This window comes from Phaeobacter sp. JH20_34 (assembly GCF_048056095.1).
In the GTDB taxonomy this organism is placed as follows: domain Bacteria; phylum Pseudomonadota; class Alphaproteobacteria; order Rhodobacterales; family Rhodobacteraceae; genus Phaeobacter; species Phaeobacter bryozoorum.
Genome location: NZ_JAYMWT010000021.1, coordinates 698,138 through 717,935, shown reverse-complemented (window position 1 = coordinate 717,935; position 19,798 = coordinate 698,138). Strand labels below are relative to the sequence as shown.

18 protein-coding genes are annotated in these 19,798 nt (G+C 60.2%); 7 read left to right on the top strand and 11 right to left on the bottom strand.

Annotation, left to right across the window (positions count from 1 at the left end; translation table 11 throughout):
• On the bottom strand, positions 1-1,872 hold a 1,872-nt coding region (locus VWZ81_RS17930), incomplete at its 3' end, for a calcium-binding protein (protein ID WP_416542552.1).
• Between the two features lie 248 nt (positions 1,873-2,120).
• On the opposite strand from VWZ81_RS17930, the gene VWZ81_RS17925 reads away from it, so the two are divergent.
• On the top strand, positions 2,121-2,924 hold the full coding sequence (locus VWZ81_RS17925) for an SDR family NAD(P)-dependent oxidoreductase (RefSeq protein ID WP_416542551.1): 804 nt from the start codon (positions 2,121-2,123) through the stop codon (positions 2,922-2,924).
• Positions 2,925-2,959: 35 nt separating this feature from the next.
• On the opposite strand, the gene VWZ81_RS17920 is transcribed toward VWZ81_RS17925, so the two are convergent.
• Complete coding sequence (locus VWZ81_RS17920) at positions 2,960-4,057, bottom strand: DegT/DnrJ/EryC1/StrS family aminotransferase (RefSeq protein ID WP_416542549.1); 1,098 nt, start codon at positions 4,055-4,057, stop codon at positions 2,960-2,962.
• Positions 4,057-4,467 (bottom strand): sugar 3,4-ketoisomerase, encoded by a 411-nt coding sequence (locus VWZ81_RS17915; protein ID WP_416535556.1) that lies wholly within the window; start codon positions 4,465-4,467, stop codon positions 4,057-4,059. Before VWZ81_RS17915 ends, VWZ81_RS17920 begins: the two co-directional genes overlap by 1 nt.
• 412 nt (positions 4,468-4,879) lie before the next feature.
• Between VWZ81_RS17915 and VWZ81_RS17910 the strand changes: the two genes are divergently transcribed.
• The gene (locus VWZ81_RS17910) at positions 4,880-5,824 is read left to right on the top strand and encodes a glycosyltransferase (protein WP_340544482.1); all 945 of its coding nucleotides are present in this window, start codon (positions 4,880-4,882) and stop codon (positions 5,822-5,824) included.
• Positions 5,825-5,852: 28 nt separating this feature from the next.
• Here the strand turns inward: VWZ81_RS17910 and VWZ81_RS17905 are convergent, their stop codons facing one another.
• Positions 5,853-6,515 (bottom strand): GntR family transcriptional regulator, encoded by a 663-nt coding sequence (locus tag VWZ81_RS17905; RefSeq protein ID WP_340544483.1) that lies wholly within the window; start codon positions 6,513-6,515, stop codon positions 5,853-5,855.
• Between the two features lie 158 nt (positions 6,516-6,673).
• On the opposite strand from VWZ81_RS17905, the gene VWZ81_RS17900 reads away from it, so the two are divergent.
• The 5 genes from VWZ81_RS17900 to VWZ81_RS17880 all read left to right on the top strand — a co-directional run bounded on the left by VWZ81_RS17900 (position 6,674) and on the right by VWZ81_RS17880 (position 13,751).
• Positions 6,674-7,633 (top strand): dihydrodipicolinate synthase family protein, encoded by a 960-nt coding sequence (locus VWZ81_RS17900; RefSeq protein ID WP_340544485.1) that lies wholly within the window; start codon positions 6,674-6,676, stop codon positions 7,631-7,633.
• Positions 7,624-8,568: a proline racemase family protein gene (locus VWZ81_RS17895; protein ID WP_416542548.1), complete on the top strand. Its 945-nt coding sequence runs from the start codon at positions 7,624-7,626 to the stop codon at positions 8,566-8,568. The genes VWZ81_RS17900 and VWZ81_RS17895 overlap by 10 nt, the downstream gene beginning before the upstream one ends.
• Positions 8,568-9,998, top strand: a complete 1,431-nt coding sequence (locus tag VWZ81_RS17890) for an aldehyde dehydrogenase family protein (RefSeq protein WP_416542547.1) — start codon at positions 8,568-8,570, stop codon at positions 9,996-9,998. Before VWZ81_RS17895 ends, VWZ81_RS17890 begins: the two co-directional genes overlap by 1 nt.
• A 56-nt stretch (positions 9,999-10,054) precedes the next feature.
• Positions 10,055-11,305 carry an NAD(P)/FAD-dependent oxidoreductase gene (locus VWZ81_RS17885; RefSeq protein WP_416542546.1) on the top strand — a complete coding sequence of 417 codons (1,251 nt, stop codon included), beginning with the start codon at positions 10,055-10,057 and terminating at the stop codon, positions 11,303-11,305.
• A 166-nt stretch (positions 11,306-11,471) separates the two neighbouring features.
• Positions 11,472-13,751 (top strand): methyl-accepting chemotaxis protein, encoded by a 2,280-nt coding sequence (locus tag VWZ81_RS17880; RefSeq protein ID WP_416542545.1) that lies wholly within the window; start codon positions 11,472-11,474, stop codon positions 13,749-13,751.
• A gap of 193 nt (positions 13,752-13,944) precedes the next feature.
• Here the strand turns inward: VWZ81_RS17880 and VWZ81_RS17875 are convergent, their stop codons facing one another.
• The 7 genes from VWZ81_RS17875 to VWZ81_RS17845 all read right to left on the bottom strand — a co-directional run bounded on the left by VWZ81_RS17875 (position 13,945) and on the right by VWZ81_RS17845 (position 19,781).
• Positions 13,945-15,099, bottom strand: a complete 1,155-nt coding sequence (locus VWZ81_RS17875) for a M56 family metallopeptidase (protein WP_416537274.1) — start codon at positions 15,097-15,099, stop codon at positions 13,945-13,947.
• Positions 15,089-15,484: a BlaI/MecI/CopY family transcriptional regulator gene (locus VWZ81_RS17870; RefSeq protein WP_340544494.1), complete on the bottom strand. Its 396-nt coding sequence runs from the start codon at positions 15,482-15,484 to the stop codon at positions 15,089-15,091. Before VWZ81_RS17870 ends, VWZ81_RS17875 begins: the two co-directional genes overlap by 11 nt.
• Positions 15,485-15,642: 158 nt before the next feature.
• Positions 15,643-15,921 carry a DUF2160 domain-containing protein gene (locus VWZ81_RS17865; RefSeq protein ID WP_340544496.1) on the bottom strand — a complete coding sequence of 93 codons (279 nt, stop codon included), beginning with the start codon at positions 15,919-15,921 and terminating at the stop codon, positions 15,643-15,645.
• Positions 15,921-16,718, bottom strand: a complete 798-nt coding sequence (locus tag VWZ81_RS17860; protein ID WP_008561997.1) for a carbohydrate ABC transporter permease — start codon at positions 16,716-16,718, stop codon at positions 15,921-15,923. Before VWZ81_RS17860 ends, VWZ81_RS17865 begins: the two co-directional genes overlap by 1 nt.
• 12 nt (positions 16,719-16,730) lie before the next feature.
• On the bottom strand, positions 16,731-17,594 hold the full coding sequence (locus VWZ81_RS17855) for a carbohydrate ABC transporter permease (RefSeq protein ID WP_340544503.1): 864 nt from the start codon (positions 17,592-17,594) through the stop codon (positions 16,731-16,733).
• Positions 17,594-18,697 carry an ABC transporter ATP-binding protein gene (locus VWZ81_RS17850; RefSeq protein WP_340544505.1) on the bottom strand — a complete coding sequence of 368 codons (1,104 nt, stop codon included), beginning with the start codon at positions 18,695-18,697 and terminating at the stop codon, positions 17,594-17,596. Before VWZ81_RS17850 ends, VWZ81_RS17855 begins: the two co-directional genes overlap by 1 nt.
• A gap of 7 nt (positions 18,698-18,704) precedes the next feature.
• A complete protein-coding gene (locus VWZ81_RS17845) occupies positions 18,705-19,781 on the bottom strand; it encodes an ABC transporter ATP-binding protein (protein WP_416542544.1) in 1,077 nt (358 codons plus the stop codon).
• Positions 19,782-19,798 lie beyond the last annotated feature (17 nt).

Below are 19,798 nucleotides of genomic sequence, written 5' to 3'. Positions count from 1 at the left end.
GATTGTATCGTTCCCGGATCCGCCGGTCACGGTGTCGTTGCCGCCGCCTGCGATAATCTCGATCCCGCCTGCGTCGTTGGTGGCGTCCACCACATCGGCTGAATCGCCCAGGATTACGCGCTCGATTTCGGAGAAGGTGAGCGTACTGGTGCCATCGCTGATCGTGCCCGCGCCGGAGCCGGTGAAGGTCACGGTGACCGGGTTGGTCACGGCGGAGAGGTCGATAGTGTCGTAATCCGTGCCGGTGGTGACCCCTTCGCCGCCGATGATCGTGTCCGCGCCAAAGCCGTCCTCGACCACAAACGTGTCGGCATCGTCCCCGCCCGACAGGCTATCAGCGCCAGTACCGCCCGAAATCGTGTCCGCGCCCGCGCCGCCGTCCAGCAGGTTATTGGCGCCGTCGCCTGTCAGGCTGTCATTGGCTGTGCCGCCGAGAATGTTCTCGATCCCGCTATAGGTGTTGCCGTGCTGGTCCGTACCGGTCGTGAGATCGATGTTGAAGTTGACATACGACGCATCAGAATTGACGATATCGTAGGTGTCAATCCCGGCACCTCCGATAAAGGTGTCGGCGCCGAAATTGGCCAGAAGCGTATCATTGCCGCTGCCGCCATCGATTGTGTCGGCGCCGCCGCCGCCGTCCAGCACGTCGTCGCCTGTACCGCCATCGATTGTGTCGGCCCCGGCACCGCCGCCCAGAACGTCGTTGCCGCTACCGCCATCAATTGTGTCGGCGCCGGTGCCGCCGGTCACGCTGTCATCCCCAGATGAGGCATCAATCCGCATACCGGTGCTGCCACTCGACAGGTCGATGGTGTCGTTTCCAAGGCCTGTGGAGATGAATTCAATCTCAGAGAAATTGATGGTCGAACTGCCACCGGTCACGGAACCGGCCTCGCTACTGGTTAGCGTGACGGTAAGCGGATCGTTTTCCCAGGCGCCGCCGTCCTCAAACGTCAGTCGTAGCCAGTCGCCATTCCCGTCTTCGTCCCCTTCGCCACCGATGATGCTGATCGTGCCGCCTATGCCTTCTGGTGCATAGTTATAGAAGGTATCGTCGCCGGTCCCGCCCTGTGCTGTATCGCCAGCACCTGTGACAAAGACGTCGTCGCCTGCGCCGCCAGTCATCAGGTCGGCCTCGGTTCCGCCGTAGATCGTGTCTTTGCCGTCTCCGCCGATCAGGGTATCGCTGCCGCTTCCGCCGTAGACGATATCGTTGCCCGCGCCCGCGACGATGCTGTCGTTGCCGGCTACGGCATAGATTGTATCGTCGCCCGCTCCAGCATCCACGGTATCGTCGCCGCCATAGGCGTTCATCTGGGTGCCGTCGGCATCGATATAGCTGGCGCCGATGCTGTCATTCCCTGCGGTGCCGTCGACCGTGCCGTCGATAAAGGCATCCTGTTCGAGGTCGGCAAAGGCAAAGGAGTAGTTGTCACCGATGACTGACGTGAGCTGAATGGATTCGATCGGCTTGTCGTCGAGAACGTTGTTGGCAGGGTCACCTTCTCTGTAGGGGTTAAGGAACACCCGACCTGATGTATCCTGCAGGATCAGCATCTGCGTCGTAGCCGTGGTGCCATCGGAATAGGTGACAAGGACATTGTAGTCGATGGCGCTGTCGATATCGGAGGATATTCCGCCATAGATCAGCTGATCGGCGCTTTGTCCGTTGTCGTTCTCAAGGAGCTGCCCGTCACTGTTGAGGTCGTTTACTGTGAGGCTGTCGATGTTGTCATAAAGCGGCGCGCCCGAGCTGCCGAACGTGGCGCCAACCAGGATGGAGGAGTTTTCAGATGCAAAGTTGGCTTCGTTTGGATCCAGATCGGAAAACGTTCCGAGGTAAAACGATTCAATTGTTCTAGTTACCAATTTTCACCTCGGGTTACTGTGCGATACGCAAAACGCGTTGTTTGTACCGGTGCTGGAGCCGTCCAGATCTGAGCGACTAAATTAGAAGATGGTGCTTAAAGTTTAGTTGAAACGGCCAAATCGGGCCCAAACCGCCGCTCCAAGTGGCAGGGAGTACAGCCTCCAGCGTGGATTTGGCCGCTGCCTGACAATGGTTTCCGCGGCTCCGGCAGATGTTCATCGCAAGCGGTTGCGGGCTGGGATCCGCCTTGAATCCTGCCTCTGTGTCGATCGGCGACGGCGTCGCAGGCGATGTTGCGGATGCTCCTGGGCAGGGCTATCAGTTGCCTCGTGGATGCGGGGGCGAGGTGACTGTGAAGAAGAACATTCTGATTGTCGGCGGAAGCTCTGGCGTCGGTCTAGCACTGGCGCGGCACTACGTTGCCGAGGGACACCGGGTCACCATCACCGGACGGGCCGATCCGGGCTGCAGCGGCGCACGGTTTCATGCACTTTCGGTGACTGAGGATTCCAGCGATCTGATCACGGAACTGGATCGGTTGGCGCGGCAGGTCGGAGATGTGCAGACCCTGATCTATTGCGCGGGCTTTTTGCAGCAGGGGACGATTGCCTCGCTAGAGGATGCCGCGCTTGCGCAGATGACCAATGTCGGATTGCTGGGGCCTATGATGCTGATCCAGCGACTGGTCCGGCAGGCATCCGGACCGCTCAAACTGATGCTGATCACCTCAAGCTCACAGTATAAACCGCAGGCGGGAATGCCTGCCTACTGCGCGACCAAGGCCGGTCTTGGCATGTTGGGGGCGGCGCTGGTGCGCGGCGACGGGATCGGCAAGGTGCTGGTCGTCGCTCCGTCAGCGATACGTACGAATTTCTGGGACGGCACCACGGAAGACACATCGACCATGCTTGACCCCGGCTGGGTGGCCGGGCGGATTGTGGAACTGTCCAGCGGTGCCTTCAAATACAAATACGCAAAGCTCCTGCGCAGCCCGGCAAGGGTTGAGGTGGTCGATCATCTCGACAATGCTTTCCAGCCGATAAATCCCTGATGGCACCATGCTCTGACCTGGGCAGGGGGCAGGGGTCAGGCCAGCCGCCTGAGGCAGCTGATCACATGATCGGTCTGCGCGTGGCTTTGATGCGGGCCGATGGGTAGGCTGATCACCTCCCGGGCCAGCTGCGTTGCCAGTGGCAGCATCGAATCCGTCAGACCCAAGGAAGCATAAGCCGCCTGCGCATGTGGCGGGATCGGATAATGCACCAGGGTCTGGACGCCGACATCGGCCAGATCTTTCGCCAGCCGGTCCCGGTCCGGGTGCCGCACCACAAACAGATGCCAGACGGGATCGGCCTTGGCCGCGACATTGGGCAGCGCAATGCCAAGATCGCACAATTCCGACAGGTAGCGCGCGGCGATCTGCGCCCGCCGTGCGTTCCAGTCGTCCAGCACCGCCAGCTTCACGGTCAGGAAGCTGGCCTGAACCGGATCGAGGCGGCTGTTGAACCCTGCAACCTCATTGCGGTATTTTTCGTGAGACCCGTAATTGCGCAGCAGCGATAGCCGGTCGGCCAGTGCATCGTCATCGGTGGTGACCGCGCCGCCGTCTCCCAATGCTCCGAGGTTCTTCCCCGGATAAAAACTCCAGCAGACGATATCACCGGTTCCGCCGATGGAGCGTCCGTTCCAGCGCGCGCCATGCGCCTGCGCGGCGTCCTCGATCACCTTCAGCCCCAATTCACGGGCAACCGCCATGATCGCGGTCATGTCTGCGGGCTGGCCATATAGGTGAACGGGAATAACCGCCTTGGCGCCGGGCACCATGGCGGCGCGTATGCCGTCAGCCGTGATATTATGGGTTGCCGGATCAGGCTCCACCGGTACCGGGATCGCGCCACATTGCGATACTGCCAGCCAGGTGGCGATATAGGTGTTGGAGGGAACCAGCACCCGATCTCCCGGCCCAATTTCCAGCGCCACAAGTGCCAGGCGCAAGGCATCCAGCCCGTTCGCAACACCAAGCGCATGTGAGACGCCGCAGTAGCGGGCAAACGCCTGCTCGAACCCGGCAACATCCGGGCCGAGGATATACCAGCCGGAGCGCAGGCTCTCCAGCATCCGGGGTTCGCTGCGCTCTGCCAGCTCATCATAGGCCGCTTTCAGATCGAGAAACGGAACCTGCATCACGTTGCCCCCACAGCCTGCCGGAAGTCGGTGTAGTCGCGAATATAATCGCTTTCGTCATAAGGCGCGGATGCCATCACCATGCAGACCGCACCGGAGGAGAAGTTATCGAGATATCGCCACATCATCGGGCAGATGTAGATGCCGAAATATGAGCGGTTCAGATGAAAGCGTTTCTTGTCGAACCCGTCATCCAGAACAACGTCAAAGCTGCCGGACATCGCGATCATGAACTGGTGCAGACCCTTGTGCGCATGCGCGCCGCGATCCGATCCGCCCGGTACATCGTAGAGGTAATAGACGCGTTTGATATCAAACGGGATGTGGTTCATCCCTTCGACAAATGTCAGGTTGCCGCGGGCATCTTCGATCTTGGGCAAGTCGATAAATTTGCAGTCGCTGAGTGGCAAATCCGTACTCCGGTCTTGTGGCAACGACCGGCTTTGGCAGCTGATCGGAGCAAACGTCGGATCTATCATCGAAAAAGAGCGATCCAGTCTGGTCTATTGGCACAGCTGTCTACCATATTGTCATCTCCGATCAATCGAATTGGCGCATGCCGCGCCTGTATTGCGGAACTTGGCCTAAGTGACTGTGACCGCCAGAAGACCGCCGGGATCACTCGATTGCGGTGCCAGCGGGCAGGCAGTTTCATTGGCTGCGCACACGGGCAACCGCAGCTGTCGGGCATGGCTCCTTCTTGCAAACTGCAGTATTGGTGGTCTAACGGCGTCGGCGTCCAGGTGGTAAGACAGGCCTGAGACCCGCAGGGGCAACAGCTATGGATTTTCTGCGCGTGCGTGCAGGTTGGATTGGGTTGAAATGAACAGATACAGCTACTCAGTTGTGCTTCTTACCTACAATCAGCGGGACTATGTGAAAGAGGCGGTTGAGGCCGTGCTGGCACAAGACTGCGATCCTATCGAGATTCTGCTGTCGGACGATTGTTCGCAGGATGGCACCTTTGAGGCGATGGAGGCGCTGGTCGCCGATTACTCCGGGCCACATTCCGTTGTGCTCAACAAGAACCCGCAGAACCTGGGCGTCAACAAACATATCGAACGATGCTTCAACCTGAGTACAGGTGACGTCATCATTGCCGCGTCCGGCGATGATATCTCTCTTCCGGGGCGCGTGGCACGGACCATTGAAGTCTTTGAGCGTGACGATCCGCTTCTGGTCTTCTCGCACGGCCAGGTCGAGACATTGGACGGCAAACCGATGCCCAAAACCTATGCCAAGGCAACATTCTACACCCGGACCGATGCCATGTCCGCGGCCTGTTCGATGCAGTTGTTCCTTGGGGCGACCTGTGCCTGGCACAAGGATCTCTTCCGCAAGTATGGTCCGATCCAATATGCAGACTGCTACGAGGACCTTGTGCTTGGGTTCCGTGCTGCACTGGAGGGGCGCGTCGCATTCATCGACGAAGATCTTATCATCTATCGGGTCGGTATGGGGCAGACCAGCACGCAGCAATCCATCACAGATGCCGAGGCTTTTCGCAAAAAACGTCTGGCAGAGGTCGGCCGCGAGGTTTCGCTTTTGCGCCAGCGCCTGTCCGATGCGCAGGTTTTCGGTCTGACCGAAGGTGACCCGATTCTCGAGGCCATCCGCAGCCGACTTGAGGAACGGCAACTGCGCCGCACCTATCTGAAGGGCGGGCTGCGGAAACTGGACAAATCGGCCTTGAAGCATCCCTGGTCGGTGCTGGGCTTCATTTTATCCGAGCGGCGGCGTCGCAAGAAGGCGCTCAAGACGTCTTAAGGGAGATTGCGGCGGCGGCTCCGGGCGCTTAGCCGAAATCCTCCAATCGTTGCAGCAGCGTTTCGCAGGAGCCGGTGATGTGGTCACGTGTGAGCGCCGCTGCAAGGTCAGCGTCGCCTGCAACACAGGCCTCCCAGATAGCGATGTGCTCACGATTGGCCCGTTCGTTACCATTGGTCAGCACCAGCTGCGCCCTCAGGTAGCTGTCAACGCGGTCCATCGCATTGTCGATCACATCCATGTGGTATTGCAACCCGCTCTCTCGATAGAGTGTGGAGTGGAAATCCCGGTTCAACTCGCCCCAGGTCATCGGATCTTCCGACTGCGAGAACGCTTCCAGGCAGGCCTTGGCATTGGCCAGCGCCAAAGGCGACATCCGCGGGACAGCACGGCGGATCACCTCCGATTCCAGAACCGCGCGGAAATCGAAAATCTCCTTGGCTTCCTGCGCCGACAGGCCTGAGACGACAGCGCCCTTGTAGCGCTGGGTTTTGACCAGGCCCTGTTCCTCAAGTCTGGAAATCGCTTCGCGCACGGGGATTCGGCTGGTGTTGAACATCTGGGCAATCTCATCCTGCCGCAGCGGCTCACCTTCCTTCAGGTCTCCTTCGATAATCGCCTTGCGCAGGGCGTCAAAGACGATCGTCGAGGCAGACGCGGTCTTGGATATATCAACGGATTTCAACTTCATATCTTCGCTCCTTGTCCGGTTTATACCCTTGATCATCATTGCGGGGAAAGTGCAGATAAATATCATATTGAATATTGGATCCAATATGTATTATGCAATAAAGCATAGCGCCGAGAGCCAGCACCCTCGGGTTCATATCCATTGAAGAGGATCCAACAATGACACACCCCGTATTCTCCGGCTGTATCCCGGCCCTGATGACCCCCTGCACCGCCGACCGCCGACCGGACTTCGATGCGCTGGTCAAAAAGGGGCAGGAGCTGATTTCGAAGGGCATGTCGGCGGTGGTCTATTGCGGATCGATGGGAGACTGGCCACTGATCAGCGATGCCGAGCGGATGGAAGGCGTTGCCCGATTGGTTGCCGCTGGCGTGCCGACTATCGTCGGTACTGGCGCTGTCAATACGGCGCAGGCCGCTGCCCATGCCGCTCATGCCGCCGAGGTCGGGGCCGCCGGTCTGATGGTGATCCCGCGCGTTCTGTCGCGCGGCAGTTCCGTGGCCGCGCAGCGCGACCATTTCGCGGCCGTGCTCTCTGCCGCACCGACGCTGCCTGCGGTGATCTACAACAGCCCCTATTATGGGTTCGCTACGCGCGCTGATCTGTTCTTTGACCTGCGTCGTGACCATCCGAACCTGATCGGATTCAAGGAATTCGGCGGCGCTGAGGACCTGCGGTATGCAGCCGAGAACATCACCTCGCAGGACAGCAGCGTTACCCTGATGATCGGCGTCGATACCACCGTGTTCCACGGCTATGTGAACTGTGGGGCCGGGGGCGCGATCACCGGGATCGGCAATGCGCTGCCTGCTGAGGTGCTGCATCTTGTTTCGCTTTGCCAGTTGGCGGCCAAGGGCAATGCAACAGCCCGTCGGCAGGCGCTTGAACTGGAAGCTGCACTGGCGGTGCTGTCCTCCTTCGACGAAGGTGCGGATCTGGTTCTCTACTACAAGCACCTGATGGTGCTGAACGGCGACAGCGAATACCAGCTGCACTTCAACGAAAGCGACCGGCTCAGCGCCAGCCAGAAAGCCTATGTCGAAGCGCAATATGACCTCTTCCGCAGCTGGTACGCCGACTGGAGCCAGCAACCCGATGTTGCGGCGCTATGCGGGTAATCGACAGCCATACCGCTGGAGAGCCGACCCGTCTGATCCTCTCGGGCGGGCCGGACCTTGGCAGTGGATCACTGGCGGAGCGGGCCGAGCGCCTGTTCCGCGAGCATCGGAGCTTTTGCACATCGGTACTGTCGGAGCCACGTGGTCACGACGCCATCGTTGGTGCCCTGCTGGTGCCGCCGACAGATCCCGGCTGCGCCGTCGGTGTCATCTATTTCAACCCGGTCGGGCCCTTGGGCATGTGTGGCCATGCCACCATAGGAACCGCAGTTAGCCTGCATCATCTCGGGCGCCTTGATCTGGGCCGACACCATATCGAAACGCCGGTTGGGACCGTCGGCGTCCATTTGCAGTCCGCCAATCGCGCCGCTGTCGAAAATGTTGAGAGCTACCGCTATCGCGCCAACGTCGTGGTCGAGGTGCCAGATCAAGGCCCCGTCACGGGCGATATCGCCTGGGGTGGAAACTGGTTCTTCCTGACCTCCGATGCACCGGCACCGCTCACTTTGGCCCATATCGACCAGCTGACCGCGCGGGCCGTTGACTTGCGGCTTGCCTTGGCCGAGCAGGGGATCACCGGGCGCGACGGCGCCATGATCGACCACGTCGAGTATGTCGCGCCACCGCTGACCTCCGAAGGGCATGCACGCAACTTCGTGCTTTGCCCGGGAACAGCCTATGACCGCTCGCCCTGTGGCACCGGTTCGGCGGCGAAACTGGCCTGCCTTGCTGGTGATGGCGATCTGGCGCCCGGCGTGACCTGGATTCAGGAAAGCGTGATCGGCAGCACCTATTCGCTGCAATACCGCAGAGGCTCCAGCGGCGGAGTGATTGCGACCATAACCGGCACGGCCTTTGTGACCGGAGACACAGTTTTGAACTTTGATCCCGCAGACCCCTATCGGGCGGGGATCACCACCCAAGAGGTATTTTGATGGACTATCGCAACCTGATCGCCGGCGACTGGTCGGAGACCGCCGCCGCCAGCGCCAATATCAACCCGTCCGACACGCAGGACATGTTGGGCTACGCCGCCAACAGCCAGGCCGAAGACATGGATCGCGCCATTGCCGCAGCGAAGGCCGCCGCCCCGAGCTGGGCCGCCAGCACGCCGCAACAGCGATTTGATGTATTGGACGCCATCGGCACCGAAATCCTGGCCCGCAAGGCCGAACTGGGTCGGCTGCTGTCGCGCGAAGAAGGCAAGACGCTGCCCGAAGGCATCGGCGAGGCGGCGCGGGCCGGGCAGATTTTCAAGTTCTTCGCGGGTGAAACCCTGCGCCAGGCGGGTGAGATACTTGCCTCGGTTCGCCCCGGCGTCGGTGTCGAGGTGACCCGCTCTCCGGTCGGCGTTGTCGGCCTCATCACGCCCTGGAACTTCCCCATCGCCATCCCGGCCTGGAAAGTCGCCCCGGCACTGGCCTATGGCAATGCGGTTGTTCTGAAACCGGCCGAACTGACACCGGGTTGCGCCCATGCGCTGGCCGAGATCATCAACCGCTCCGGTCTGCCCGATGGTGTCTTCAACATCGTCTTTGGCACCGGCAGCACCGTTGGTCAGCGGCTTGTGGACAGCCGTGATGTTGATGCTGTCTCCTTTACCGGTTCGGTTGAGACCGGCAGCGCCATTGCGGCTGCCTGCGGCGCGCAGCGCAAGAAGCTGCAGCTGGAAATGGGTGGCAAAAACCCAATGGTGGTGCTGGATGATGCCGATCTGGAGACCGCGGTCGAGGCCAGCCTCAATGGCGCGTTCTTCTCCACCGGTCAGCGCTGCACGGCCTCTTCGCGGCTGATCGTGACCGAAGGCATCCACGACCGTTTTGTCGCGGCTCTGGGCCAGCGGATGACAGATCTTCGGGTCGGCAATGCGCTGGATCAGGAGACCCAGATTGGCCCGGTTGTGGATGAGCGGCAGCTGGAGAAGGATCTCTACTATATAGATGTCGCCGCCAGCGAAGGCGGGCGGGTGCTCGGAGGCCAGACGCTTCAGCGCAGCACCAAGGGATTTTATCTTTCGCCTGCTCTGGTGACCGAGACCTCCAACGAGATGCGCATCAATCAGGAAGAAGTCTTTGGCCCGCTGGCATCGGTTATTCGCGTTGCCGACTATGACGAGGCGCTGATGGTTGCCAATGACACACCGTTTGGTCTCAGCGCAGGGATTTGCACCGGATCGCTTAAATATGCGACGCATTTCAAGGCCAATGTCGAGGCCGGCATGACGATGGTGAATCTTCCGACCGCCGGGGTGGATTATCACGTTCCATTTGGCGGCACCAAAGGGTCCAGTTTTGGCGCCCGCGAGCAGGGCAGCCATGCGAAAGACTTTTATACAAAAGTCAAAACTGCCTATACCTTGGCGTAACGCCGGTTAGCAGGTGGCGGGGCGGGGGCCTCGCCACAGTCACGAATGGGGGGCAGATGACAAAGACGGTTGTGGTTATCGGTGCAGGTGTCGTGGGTGTCAGCACGGCTCTGCGGTTGCAAAGCGAGCTTGCAGCCAGCGGCGGGCAGGTTGTCCTGCTGGATCGCAAGGGCGTGGCCGAGGAAACCTCCGCTGGCAACGCCGGGGCCTTTGCCTTCACCGATGTTGAGCCGCTTGCGACGCCCGGCATCATGAAAAAGGCGCCGGGCTGGCTCCTTGATCCGCTTGGCCCGCTGTCTGTGCCGCCTGCCTACGCGCTGCAGCTGACGCCCTGGTTGATCCGCTTCTGGCGGGCCAGCTGGCGGGATCGTTATCAGGCCGTGGTAAAGGCCCAGGCCGCTCTGATGCACCTTGCCAAGGCCGCGACGGAACGCCAGATCTCCGATACCGGCGGCGAAGCGATGATCCAGCGCGAAGGCGCCCTGCAGCTATATGAATCCGAGGCCGAGTTCGCGGCCAGCCAGTACGGCTGGCAGCTGCGCCGTGATCACGGCATCCGGTTTTCTCTGCTCCACAGCCCGGCTGAAATCGCCGAGATCCAACCCGGTCTCAGCTCCCGGTTTACCCACGCAGGGTTTACGCCCGACTGGATGAACACCTGCGACCCCAAGGCCTGGGTTGAGCATCTGTTTCAGGCCTTCACAGCGCGCGGTGGCCAGTTTCGCAAGGGCGATGTGCGCGATCTGGAGACCGGCGACGATGGCATTCGCATAATGACCGAGGGCGAGCCGCTCTTGGCGGATCATGTCGTGATAGCCGCCGGTGCCTGGTCACATCACCTGGCACGCAGGCTGGGGGACCGGCTGCCGCTGGAAACCGAGCGCGGCTATAATACGACCCTGCCGGCGGGGTGTTTTGATCTGCGCACGCATATTACCTTCAGCCGACATGGCTTTGTGGTGAGCCGGATTCGCGGGGGAGTCCGTGTTGGCGGCGCTGTCGAACTGGGCGGGCTGAAACTGCCTGCGAATTTCAAACGCGCCGACACGCTCCTGGCAAAGGCCGCGCAGTTCATGCCCGAACTGGACACGGCCAATGGCACCCAGTGGATGGGTTATCGCCCCTCATTGCCCGATAGCCTGCCAGTGATCGGTACCGCCACCCGTGACTCGCGCGTGATCTATGCCTTTGGCCATGGCCATGTCGGCCTGACACAATCGGCGGCCACGGCCGAGCTGGTCGCGGATCTGGTCGAGGCGCGTCGGCCCGCCATCGACCTCTCTGCCTTTGCAGCGGATCGCTTCTGACACAACCGTCTGCATCTATTGTCATTTTCGCCGTGCCGAAAGGCGCGGCGTTGTTTTTTCCACAGTTGTTCGCAAACCGAACGTGAACGAAATAGAAGGAATTGTCTGGCTATCTCTTAGGCTATTCGGTCGCCTTGCGACAGAATCGGCACTTTTAAGAGGAGACATGCGCGTCATGCCCAAGGCCCCGAAACTCTCGCTCAAGCTGAAATTGCCCCTGATTATGGTGGCCTTGACGGCAACGTTTCTGGTGACAGTCTCATTCCTCGTCTATTCGATGGCGGAGAAGAGCATTCGCGATTTCGTTTATGCGTCGAAAGCGACCACCGCCCGTTCCGGTGAGCAGGCGTTGAGCTTCATGATGGAGGCCGCGCGCCGCGACTTGTCGATCAACGCGTCGCAGCCAACGGTATTCCGGGCCATCAGCAACTTCGACCGCGTCTACACGATGATCGAAGAAGAGCCGGTTGGGTTCCTGCGGCGTCACTACATCGAGGAAAACCCCAACGCGGCGAACGAGCGTCATCTGCTGAGCGATCCGGGCGATGGCTCCTATTACAGCCAGTCCCATGCGACCTATCACCCGACTTTCCTGCAGTCGCTGGAGGTCAACGGCTATGAGGATCTCTATCTTCTGAACGCATCCGGCCAGCTGATGTATTCGGTAAAGAAACGCGAAGACTTCATTCAGCAATTCGGTTCGGGCGAGAATGCCGAAAGCGGCCTAGGCAAAGTGTTCAGCGCAGCGCTCAACGCCGAGGAAGGTCAGGTTGTGACCGCTGATTTTGCGACCTACGCGCCGGGCGGCGGCGGTGCAGGTGCCTTTATGGCGGTGCCGGTATTCAACAAGAAAAAAGAAGTCATCGGCGTGATGGCGGTTCAGATTTCAAGCGCTGCAGTCGTGGCCGCGCTGACATCCAACATGGACGTCGATGGGCATCAGAACATCTTCCTGGTTGGCAGCGACGGCACCGCACGCAGTACTTCGGTGATCGAAGGGGAGTTTGCCATTGGCGATGCCCTGCCGGAGAACGCCGTAACCAAGGCGGCCGCGGCGGGCGATAGCGGTCTGTTTGAGGGCGCCACATCCATCTCTGGTAAACCCATCATTGCCATGGTGCGGCCATTGGACATTGCGGGCTTTGACTGGTCTTTGGTGCTACAGACCGAAGAACAGGCAGCTTTTGCAAAGGTTCGCGACATCCGGCTTGTGGCGATGCTGATGATCGGGGTTTCGGTCCTGATTGCTATCGTGGTGTCTTTCGTCGCGGCACGCCATGTCACCCGCCCGATTCTGGCGCTGCGCGAGGCTACGAATGCGCTGGCTGCCGAAGATTACGCAAGTGAAATCAGCGGTCGTGGCCGTGGTGATGAACTGGGCGATCTGGCCCGGAGTCTGGATATGTTCCGCGACAAGCTGCTGATCGCGGATGAGGCCGCCGAGCGCGAAGAAGAAGCCGCAAAACAGACCGCTGCGGTTGTCGAGGAGATGAGCGGCGCCCTGGCCGAGTTGCAGCGCGGTAACCTGGCCTGCGACATCCAACAACCTTTTGCGGAGCACTACGAAACGCTGCGCGAGAATTTCAATCGCAGCCTGGTCAACCTGCGCGATTCGCTGTCTGAGGTGGTGGATGCGGCTCATAACGTCGACAAGTTTTCCGAAGAGCAGCGCGCCTCCGCCGAGGAAATGGCGCATCGGACCGAAGCTCAGGCCGGGACTTTGGAGGAAACCGCAGCAGCGCTGCAGGACCTGACCAATAGCATTCGAGAGACCGCCGACCGGGCCGGGCAGGTCGATGAGACCATGCGCGGTACACGCGACGAGGCCGAACACAGCAACCATATCGTGACGTCTGCGGTCCAGGCGATGGACCAGATTCAGGATGCCTCCGAGCAGATTTCGCAGATTATCAACATGATTGACGATATCGCCTTCCAGACCAATCTTCTGGCACTGAACGCAGGCGTCGAGGCGGCACGGGCCGGTGAGGCCGGTGCTGGTTTTGCAGTTGTCGCCTCTGAGGTGCGTGCCCTCGCGATGCGGGCCTCCAAAGCTGCTGGGCAGATCAAGGGGCTGACGTCGGCAAGCGAGGAACATGTGGCAAACGGGGTGGCCATGGTGGGGCGTGCGGGGGATGCGCTCAGCGGGATCATCGAAAAGGTCACGAATGTATCCGACCTCATCACTGAAATCGCAGATGGCGTGCAGAAACAATCCAAAGGGTTGGAGAACATCAACGGCGCTATGGGGCGTCTGGATGGCACCACTCAGCAAAACGCCGCAATGTCAGAGGAAGCCTCTGCCGCCAGCCAGCTGCTGCAACATGAAGCACAGGCGCTGACCGGCGTGGTTTCGCGGTTCCAGCTCGGCAATGGCGCAGCCAGCGCAGGCTCAGGTGACTGGGCGGCGGATGGGGCTGCTGGCGCACACTCAGCCTACGGCTGACCGCATCAAGACATGAGACAGAATCGCCCGGTCTGATTTTCAGATCGGGCGATTTTTTGTGATCGGGTGTTTGTTTTTCCGGGATCGACACCGCGGCTGCGCAAACTCATCGGTACGGCCTAGAGGTTGTCTCGATCAGCAGAAATGGATGCAGTTCTGACAGCCGTCGCAGGTCGTGAACCACCGAACAGGGTTATTTGGTGAGCGTCATGAACCCACCCTGCAAGGCGGTGACAGCCGTCTGATTGGTATCGGTCACAGCGTTGCGGTGGGCCATCCGCTCGAGATTGACGATGGTCGACAACATGATCCGGTCATGGCTCCAGTCGCCGGGCCGCTGCATCAGGAGCGCGGTGGCAATCACCCCGGTCGCCAGCATCGTCGAAACCAGCATCCAGCCAAACATATGGGGATCTTGGGGCTGCTGCGCTGCGGTGACCACATCAATGCGCCGGGCCAGCGTGGCCCCACGGCGCAGTTCGCGCCGATCTACCAATGCGACCGAGGGGCTGCGCTGCACGAAGCGGATCGGATCCCGCGCCGCCAGGGTGCAGGCCCGGATCAGACATTCGCAATAGGCGCGGATATCCCGCTGCCCGCGCGTCATCAGCGCCTGGTCACAGGCAAATTCCCGCAGCATCTGCACTTCACGACGCCAGAGGTGATAGGCGGGGTTCCAGAACAGGAAGGGGCGCAGTGCCTCCAGCAGGAATTCGCATTCCACATCCCACTGGCGGAAATGCTGCAATTCATGGGCAACGCTCAACCGCAGATCCGATGGGTTTGTGACCAGCGCGGAGGGCAGCACAACATAGCGGGTAAACAGGCCGCGCGTGGAGAAGGCGACTGTGCTCCGGTCGCTGATGCGGATTTCGATACGGCCAAGCCGCTTCCAGATATAGGCCTGTCGCAATCCCGACCGCAGCCGCAGCACGGCCAAGCCCAGCTGCGCGAGGGAAAGGAGGGCACCGACAATGAGCGCGGCAATGGCAAGCTGCGCCCAGAGGCTGGTCTGCGCCATCAACGCCCTCACCAGATCTTCGCGCAGGCCAAGGATGCTCTCAAACCGTGTGGCGCTCATGTTGACATTGCCCTGCAGATACTGCGCCACCAGCATGTCCGACAGGGTGGGCGGCTGGGAGACGACATAGGTGGTCAGAGCAACCACCAGTATCGGTGACACCGTCAGCAAAAGCGTCATGCCGTTCAGCAGCCTGAGCTGTGGGCGAAACGCCGGGCCCAGCCGACTGCGTGCCAGGATCGCCCGCAGAGCCAGCCAAAGAACGGTGCCGGCAAGGAGCAGTAAATTCAGGTCAATATAGGCGTTCAGAAAACTCTCAGCGTTCATCGTCCCCCAACCTTTCATTCAGCAAGGCCCGTATCTCCACGAGCATCTCGTCGGTGACATCCTCGTCATCCACCAGGCGGGCGACGAGGGCCGCCGGGGCGCCGTTGAAGAGCTTGCTCGAAAGGTTCTTGAGAGTGGTTTTCTGATAATCCGCCTTGGGCACCGCAGGACGGTAGACCAAGGATCTGTCAGCTCGTTCGCTGCTCAGAAACCCTTTTTGTTCCATAATCTTCAGCACAGTCGCGACCGATGTGTAGGCCCGTTCTTGGCTTTTGTTCAGTTCGGCCAAGATATCGCGCACCGTGCCGCCGCCGGTTTCCCAGACAACAGTCATGAATTCGAGTTCAACCTCTGTCAAAAGCGGGTTGTCCTGTTTCTTTCGCATCATGTCTGTCCGGTTGTCCTGGGCTTTGATCATGCTAGGGGATTGGGGGGAGGTTTGAAAACTACTTTTTTAAGAGAGTGGTCCCGAGACCGCGAAAAACACGGTGATGGTCTTGCGACAAAGGGCCCGCCAAGGGGCCCTTCGCCAATGAACTGCGGTCAGACCTTCCAGAAGGTGAAGACAAACCAGCCGATCGAGAGCCCCAGCGGCCACCACAGCGGCATCCCCACCAGACCCAGCCAGGCCAGGAAGATGTAGGAGGTGCCCAGCAGGCTGATGAACAGCCGGTCGCCACGGGTTGTCACCAGCCCCAGCGCGCCTTTGCGGGTGTCGCCTCCGGGTTGACGGATTTCCAGAACGATCATCAGGCCGATGGCCGAAAAGATCCCGATGAACACAAGGGCGGTGGGCCAGGTCCAGGCCATCCAACTCAGCATTATACCCTCCCCATCGCAAAGCCTTTTGCGATGTAGTTGCGGACGAAATAGATCACGATCGCGCCCGGAATGATTGTCAATGTGCCCGCGGCCGCCAGCAGGCCCAGCTCATACCCGGCACTTGAGGCGGTTTTGGTCATGGTGGCCGCGATGGGTTTTGCGGCAACGGCGGTCAATGTCTTGGCCAGCAGCAGTTCCACCCAAGAGAACATGAAGCAGAAGAAAGCCGCCACGCCGACGCCTGCCTTGATCGACGGGATGAAGATCGTGGCAAAGAAGCGCGGGAAGGAATAGCCGTCCACATAGGCGGTTTCATCCAGCTCTTTGGGGATGCCGCCCATGAACCCTTCAAGGATCCAGACCGCCAGTGGAATGTTGAACAGGCAGTGCGCCAGAGCCACCGCGAGATGGGTGTCGAACAGGCCGACAGCGGAATAAAGCTGGAAGAACGGCAGCGCAAACACCGCGGCCGGCGCCATCCGGTTGGTCAGCAGCCAGAAAAACAGCTGCTTGTCGCCAAGAAAGCGGTAGCGCGAGAACGCATAGGCCGCAGGCAGGGCAACAGCGACGGAGATCACCGTATTGATCGACACATAGATGATCGAGTTGATGTAGCCCCAGTACCAGCTCGGATCGGTAAAGATCGTTGCATAGTTCTCAAGCGTAAAGGTTTGCGGGAACAGCGAGAACCCGGACAGGATTTCATTCGTCGTCTTGAAGCTCATCGCCACCAGCCAGTAAATCGGCAGCATGAGGAACAGGATATAGACGATGGGGACGATGGTACGTTTTTGCATCGTATCAGATCCTCAATTCTGGTCGTCTTTGGTCATCAGCGTGTAAAACAGCCAGCTGACCAGAAGCGTGATTGCGAAATAGATGAGCGACATGGCGGCAGCCGGGCCTAGGTCGAACTGACCAAGGGCGATCTTCACCAGGTCGATCGACAACAGCGTGGTGGAATTGCCGGGTCCGCCGCCGGTCAGAACAAACGGCTCGGTGTAGATGTTGAAGCTGTCCATGAACCGCAACAGGATCGCGATGGTCAGCACCGTCTTCATCTTCGGCAGCTGGATGAACCGGAACACGGCCCAGTTGGAGGCGCCGTCGATCTTGGCCGCCTGATAATAGGCGTCGGGGATCGACACGAGACCGGCATAGCTCAGCAGTACCACCAGCGAGGTCCAGTGCCAGACATCCATGGTCACGATGGTCACCCAAGCCGCAATCGGGTCCTGTGTCATATCATAGTTGATGCCCAGCACGTGGTTCAGGAAATACCCCAGGAGGCCGATATCCGGCAGGGTGAAGATGTTCCACATCGCGCCGACCACATTCCACGGGATCAGCATCGGCAGCGCCATGGTCACCAGACAGACCGGCACCCAGAACCCCTTGCGTGGCATCGACAGCGCAATGGCGATGCCCAGCGGCACCTCGATGATCAGGATCAGGAAGGTGAACAGGAACTGGCGTCCCAGCGCGGCATGGAACCGGTCAGAGCGCAGGATCTGCTGGAACCAGTCGAGCCCCTGCCAGAAGAACACGTTGTCGCCGAATGTCTCCTGAACGGAGTAGTTGACGACGGTCATCATCGGGATCAGCGCGTTGAAGGCAACGAGCAGAAGGACAGGCAGGACAAAGAACCACGCCTTTTGGTTTTCGGTTTTCATTATGCCTGCTCCTCGGTCGCGGTGGCAGATTGGGCAGCTTCTGTCGCGATCCAGCCATCGACATAAAGCCGGGTCTGGTCCTGACGGAAGGACAGGTGGACCGCCTCGCCCTTGGCGGGGCCTGCACCTTCGATCACGGCATTGATCCGCTGGCCTTCAGCTTCACATTCGACAACGGTGTGCCGCCCGACATCCGAAACCTTGGTCACAGTTGCAGGCAGGCCGTTCGCGGCGAGCGTGACAAACTCGGGCCGGATGCCGACCTCGGTCTTGCCTTTGGCGTCACCCAAAATCGGGCCTTCCAGTGCAATCGGCTGGGTGCCGATATAGGGCTGGCCTGCGCGCAGGTCGCAAGGCAGCACGTTCATGCCAGGTGAGCCGATGAAATGGCCAACAAACGTATGTGCGGGGCGTTCGAACAGCTCAACCGGGGTGCCGATCTGTACCACCAGACCATCCTGCATCACCACCACCTGATCGGCAAAGGTCAGCGCCTCTGTCTGGTCGTGGGTCACATAGATCATCGTGGCCTTCACGCGCTGATGCAGTTCTTTCAGCTTCGAACGCAGTTTCCACTTCAGATGCGGGTCGATCACGGTGAGCGGCTCGTCGAACATGACGACGTTCACATCCTCGCGCACCAGACCCCGGCCCATGGAGATCTTCTGCTTGTTGTCCGGGCTCAACCCTGCGGCGCGGGTGTTGAGCAGATCAGTCACTTCCAGCATCTCGGCAATGGCCATCACGCGCTCTTTGACCGTTGCCTCGTCACGGCCGCGGTTGCGCAGCGGAAAGGCGAGGTTGTCGTAAACGGTCATGGTGTCGTAGATCACCGGAAACTGGAACACCTGCGCAATGTTGCGCTGATCTGGGGGCAGTTTGGTGACATCCTTGCCGTCAAAGAGGATCTGCCCTTCGGAGGGCACCAACAGGCCGGATATGATGTTCAGCAGCGTGGATTTGCCGCAACCCGAAGGACCAAGCAGGGCGTAGGCACCGCCATCGGTCCAGTCGAGGTCGATTTCCTTCAGGGCGTAGTCGGATTCGCTTGAGGGGGTCGGCACATAGCTGTGCCGCAGTTTTGAGAGTGTAATTTTTGCCATTTGCGCCTCACGCCACGCGGGAGCCATCAGGGGCAAAGACATATGCCGCCGAGGGATCCATATAAAAATCATGCAGTTCGCCGACCTCATAGGGGTGAACCCCCGCAGCAAGGGAGACCCAGCTGCCGTGATCTGCATCCAAGCCCATGTCGAAATGGGCACTGCTTTCAGAGCCGGACAGCTCCGTCACCTGCACCCGGCCCGACAGCTGCACCGTGGTCGCAGGGCTGGCGATCGGCAGAACGTGGTAGGGGCGGATCGCGATGGTGTAGGGGCCATCTGCCAGATCTGCCGCCGCGCCGGTCAGCGACCAGCTGACGTCATTGCCCAGGCGCGCTGTGCGGCCCTGCTTCACGATTGGGGCGGTGTTGATCGGCGGATCGGAGAATACGCGCGCCGCTGCGACATTATCGGGGTTGCGATAGATATCGGCAGTGGTGCCGAACTGGGTGACGCGGCCATCCTGCATCAGCGCGGTCTTCCCACCCAGCAGCAGCGCCTCTTCCGGTTCGGAGGTTGCATAGACCACAACGGCGCCACGACCAGCAAACAGCTCGGGCAGCTGATCGCGCAGCTCTTCGCGCAGCTTGTAGTCGAGGTTCGCCAGCGGCTCATCCAGGAACACCGCACGGCTTTCCTTGGCAATTGCGCGGGCCAGCGCCGTTCGCTGCTGCTGACCACCGGACAGCTCATGCGGGCGACGGTGCAGCATCGGACGCAGCTGCAGGATGTCTGCGGCTTCTTCGACGCGGCCTTCGATCTCGGACTTCGCCATACCAGCCACCTTCAGCGGCGAGGCGATGTTCTCGTAGACGGTCATATGGGGATAGTTGATGAAAAACTGGTGCACCAGGCTGATATTGCGCTTCTGAGTGCTGAGCGAGGTCACATCCTGACCATCCATCAGCACCTGTCCGCTGGCAATCGGGTCAAGACCCGCCATCATCTTGATAAGAGAGGTCTTGCCTGACCCGGTGGCGCCCAGAAGGACGTTGAAGTGACCTGGCTCCAGCACAAGGGAGGTTTCCTTGATATGCAGCTGGGCGCCGACGCGTTTGGTCACGTTTCTGAGTTCGAGTGCCATCTTGCTTTGACTTTCCG

Excerpts from the sequence above, each read along its gene's own strand:
- VWZ81_RS17850 (WP_340544505.1), bottom strand. The coding sequence starts at position 18,697 with ATGGCAAAAATTACACTCTCAAAACTGCGGCACAGCTATGTGCCGACC.
- VWZ81_RS17855 (WP_340544503.1), bottom strand. The coding sequence starts at position 17,594 with ATGAAAACCGAAAACCAAAAGGCGTGGTTCTTTGTCCTGCCTGTCCTT.
- VWZ81_RS17905 (WP_340544483.1), bottom strand. The coding sequence starts at position 6,515 with ATGAAGTTGAAATCCGTTGATATATCCAAGACCGCGTCTGCCTCGACG.
- VWZ81_RS17875 (WP_416537274.1), bottom strand. The coding sequence starts at position 15,099 with ATGAACGCTGAGAGTTTTCTGAACGCCTATATTGACCTGAATTTACTG.
- VWZ81_RS17885 (WP_416542546.1), top strand. The coding sequence starts at position 10,055 with ATGACAAAGACGGTTGTGGTTATCGGTGCAGGTGTCGTGGGTGTCAGC.
- VWZ81_RS17900 (WP_340544485.1), top strand. The coding sequence starts at position 6,674 with ATGACACACCCCGTATTCTCCGGCTGTATCCCGGCCCTGATGACCCCC.
- VWZ81_RS17880 (WP_416542545.1), top strand. The coding sequence starts at position 11,472 with ATGCGCGTCATGCCCAAGGCCCCGAAACTCTCGCTCAAGCTGAAATTG.
- VWZ81_RS17890 (WP_416542547.1), top strand. The coding sequence starts at position 8,568 with ATGGACTATCGCAACCTGATCGCCGGCGACTGGTCGGAGACCGCCGCC.
- VWZ81_RS17895 (WP_416542548.1), top strand. The coding sequence starts at position 7,624 with ATGCGGGTAATCGACAGCCATACCGCTGGAGAGCCGACCCGTCTGATC.
- VWZ81_RS17920 (WP_416542549.1), bottom strand. The coding sequence starts at position 4,057 with ATGCAGGTTCCGTTTCTCGATCTGAAAGCGGCCTATGATGAGCTGGCA.
- VWZ81_RS17845 (WP_416542544.1), bottom strand. The coding sequence starts at position 19,781 with ATGGCACTCGAACTCAGAAACGTGACCAAACGCGTCGGCGCCCAGCTG.
- VWZ81_RS17865 (WP_340544496.1), bottom strand. The coding sequence starts at position 15,921 with ATGCTGAGTTGGATGGCCTGGACCTGGCCCACCGCCCTTGTGTTCATC.
- VWZ81_RS17870 (WP_340544494.1), bottom strand. The coding sequence starts at position 15,484 with ATGCGAAAGAAACAGGACAACCCGCTTTTGACAGAGGTTGAACTCGAA.
- VWZ81_RS17910 (WP_340544482.1), top strand. The coding sequence starts at position 4,880 with ATGAACAGATACAGCTACTCAGTTGTGCTTCTTACCTACAATCAGCGG.
- VWZ81_RS17860 (WP_008561997.1), bottom strand. The coding sequence starts at position 16,718 with ATGCAAAAACGTACCATCGTCCCCATCGTCTATATCCTGTTCCTCATG.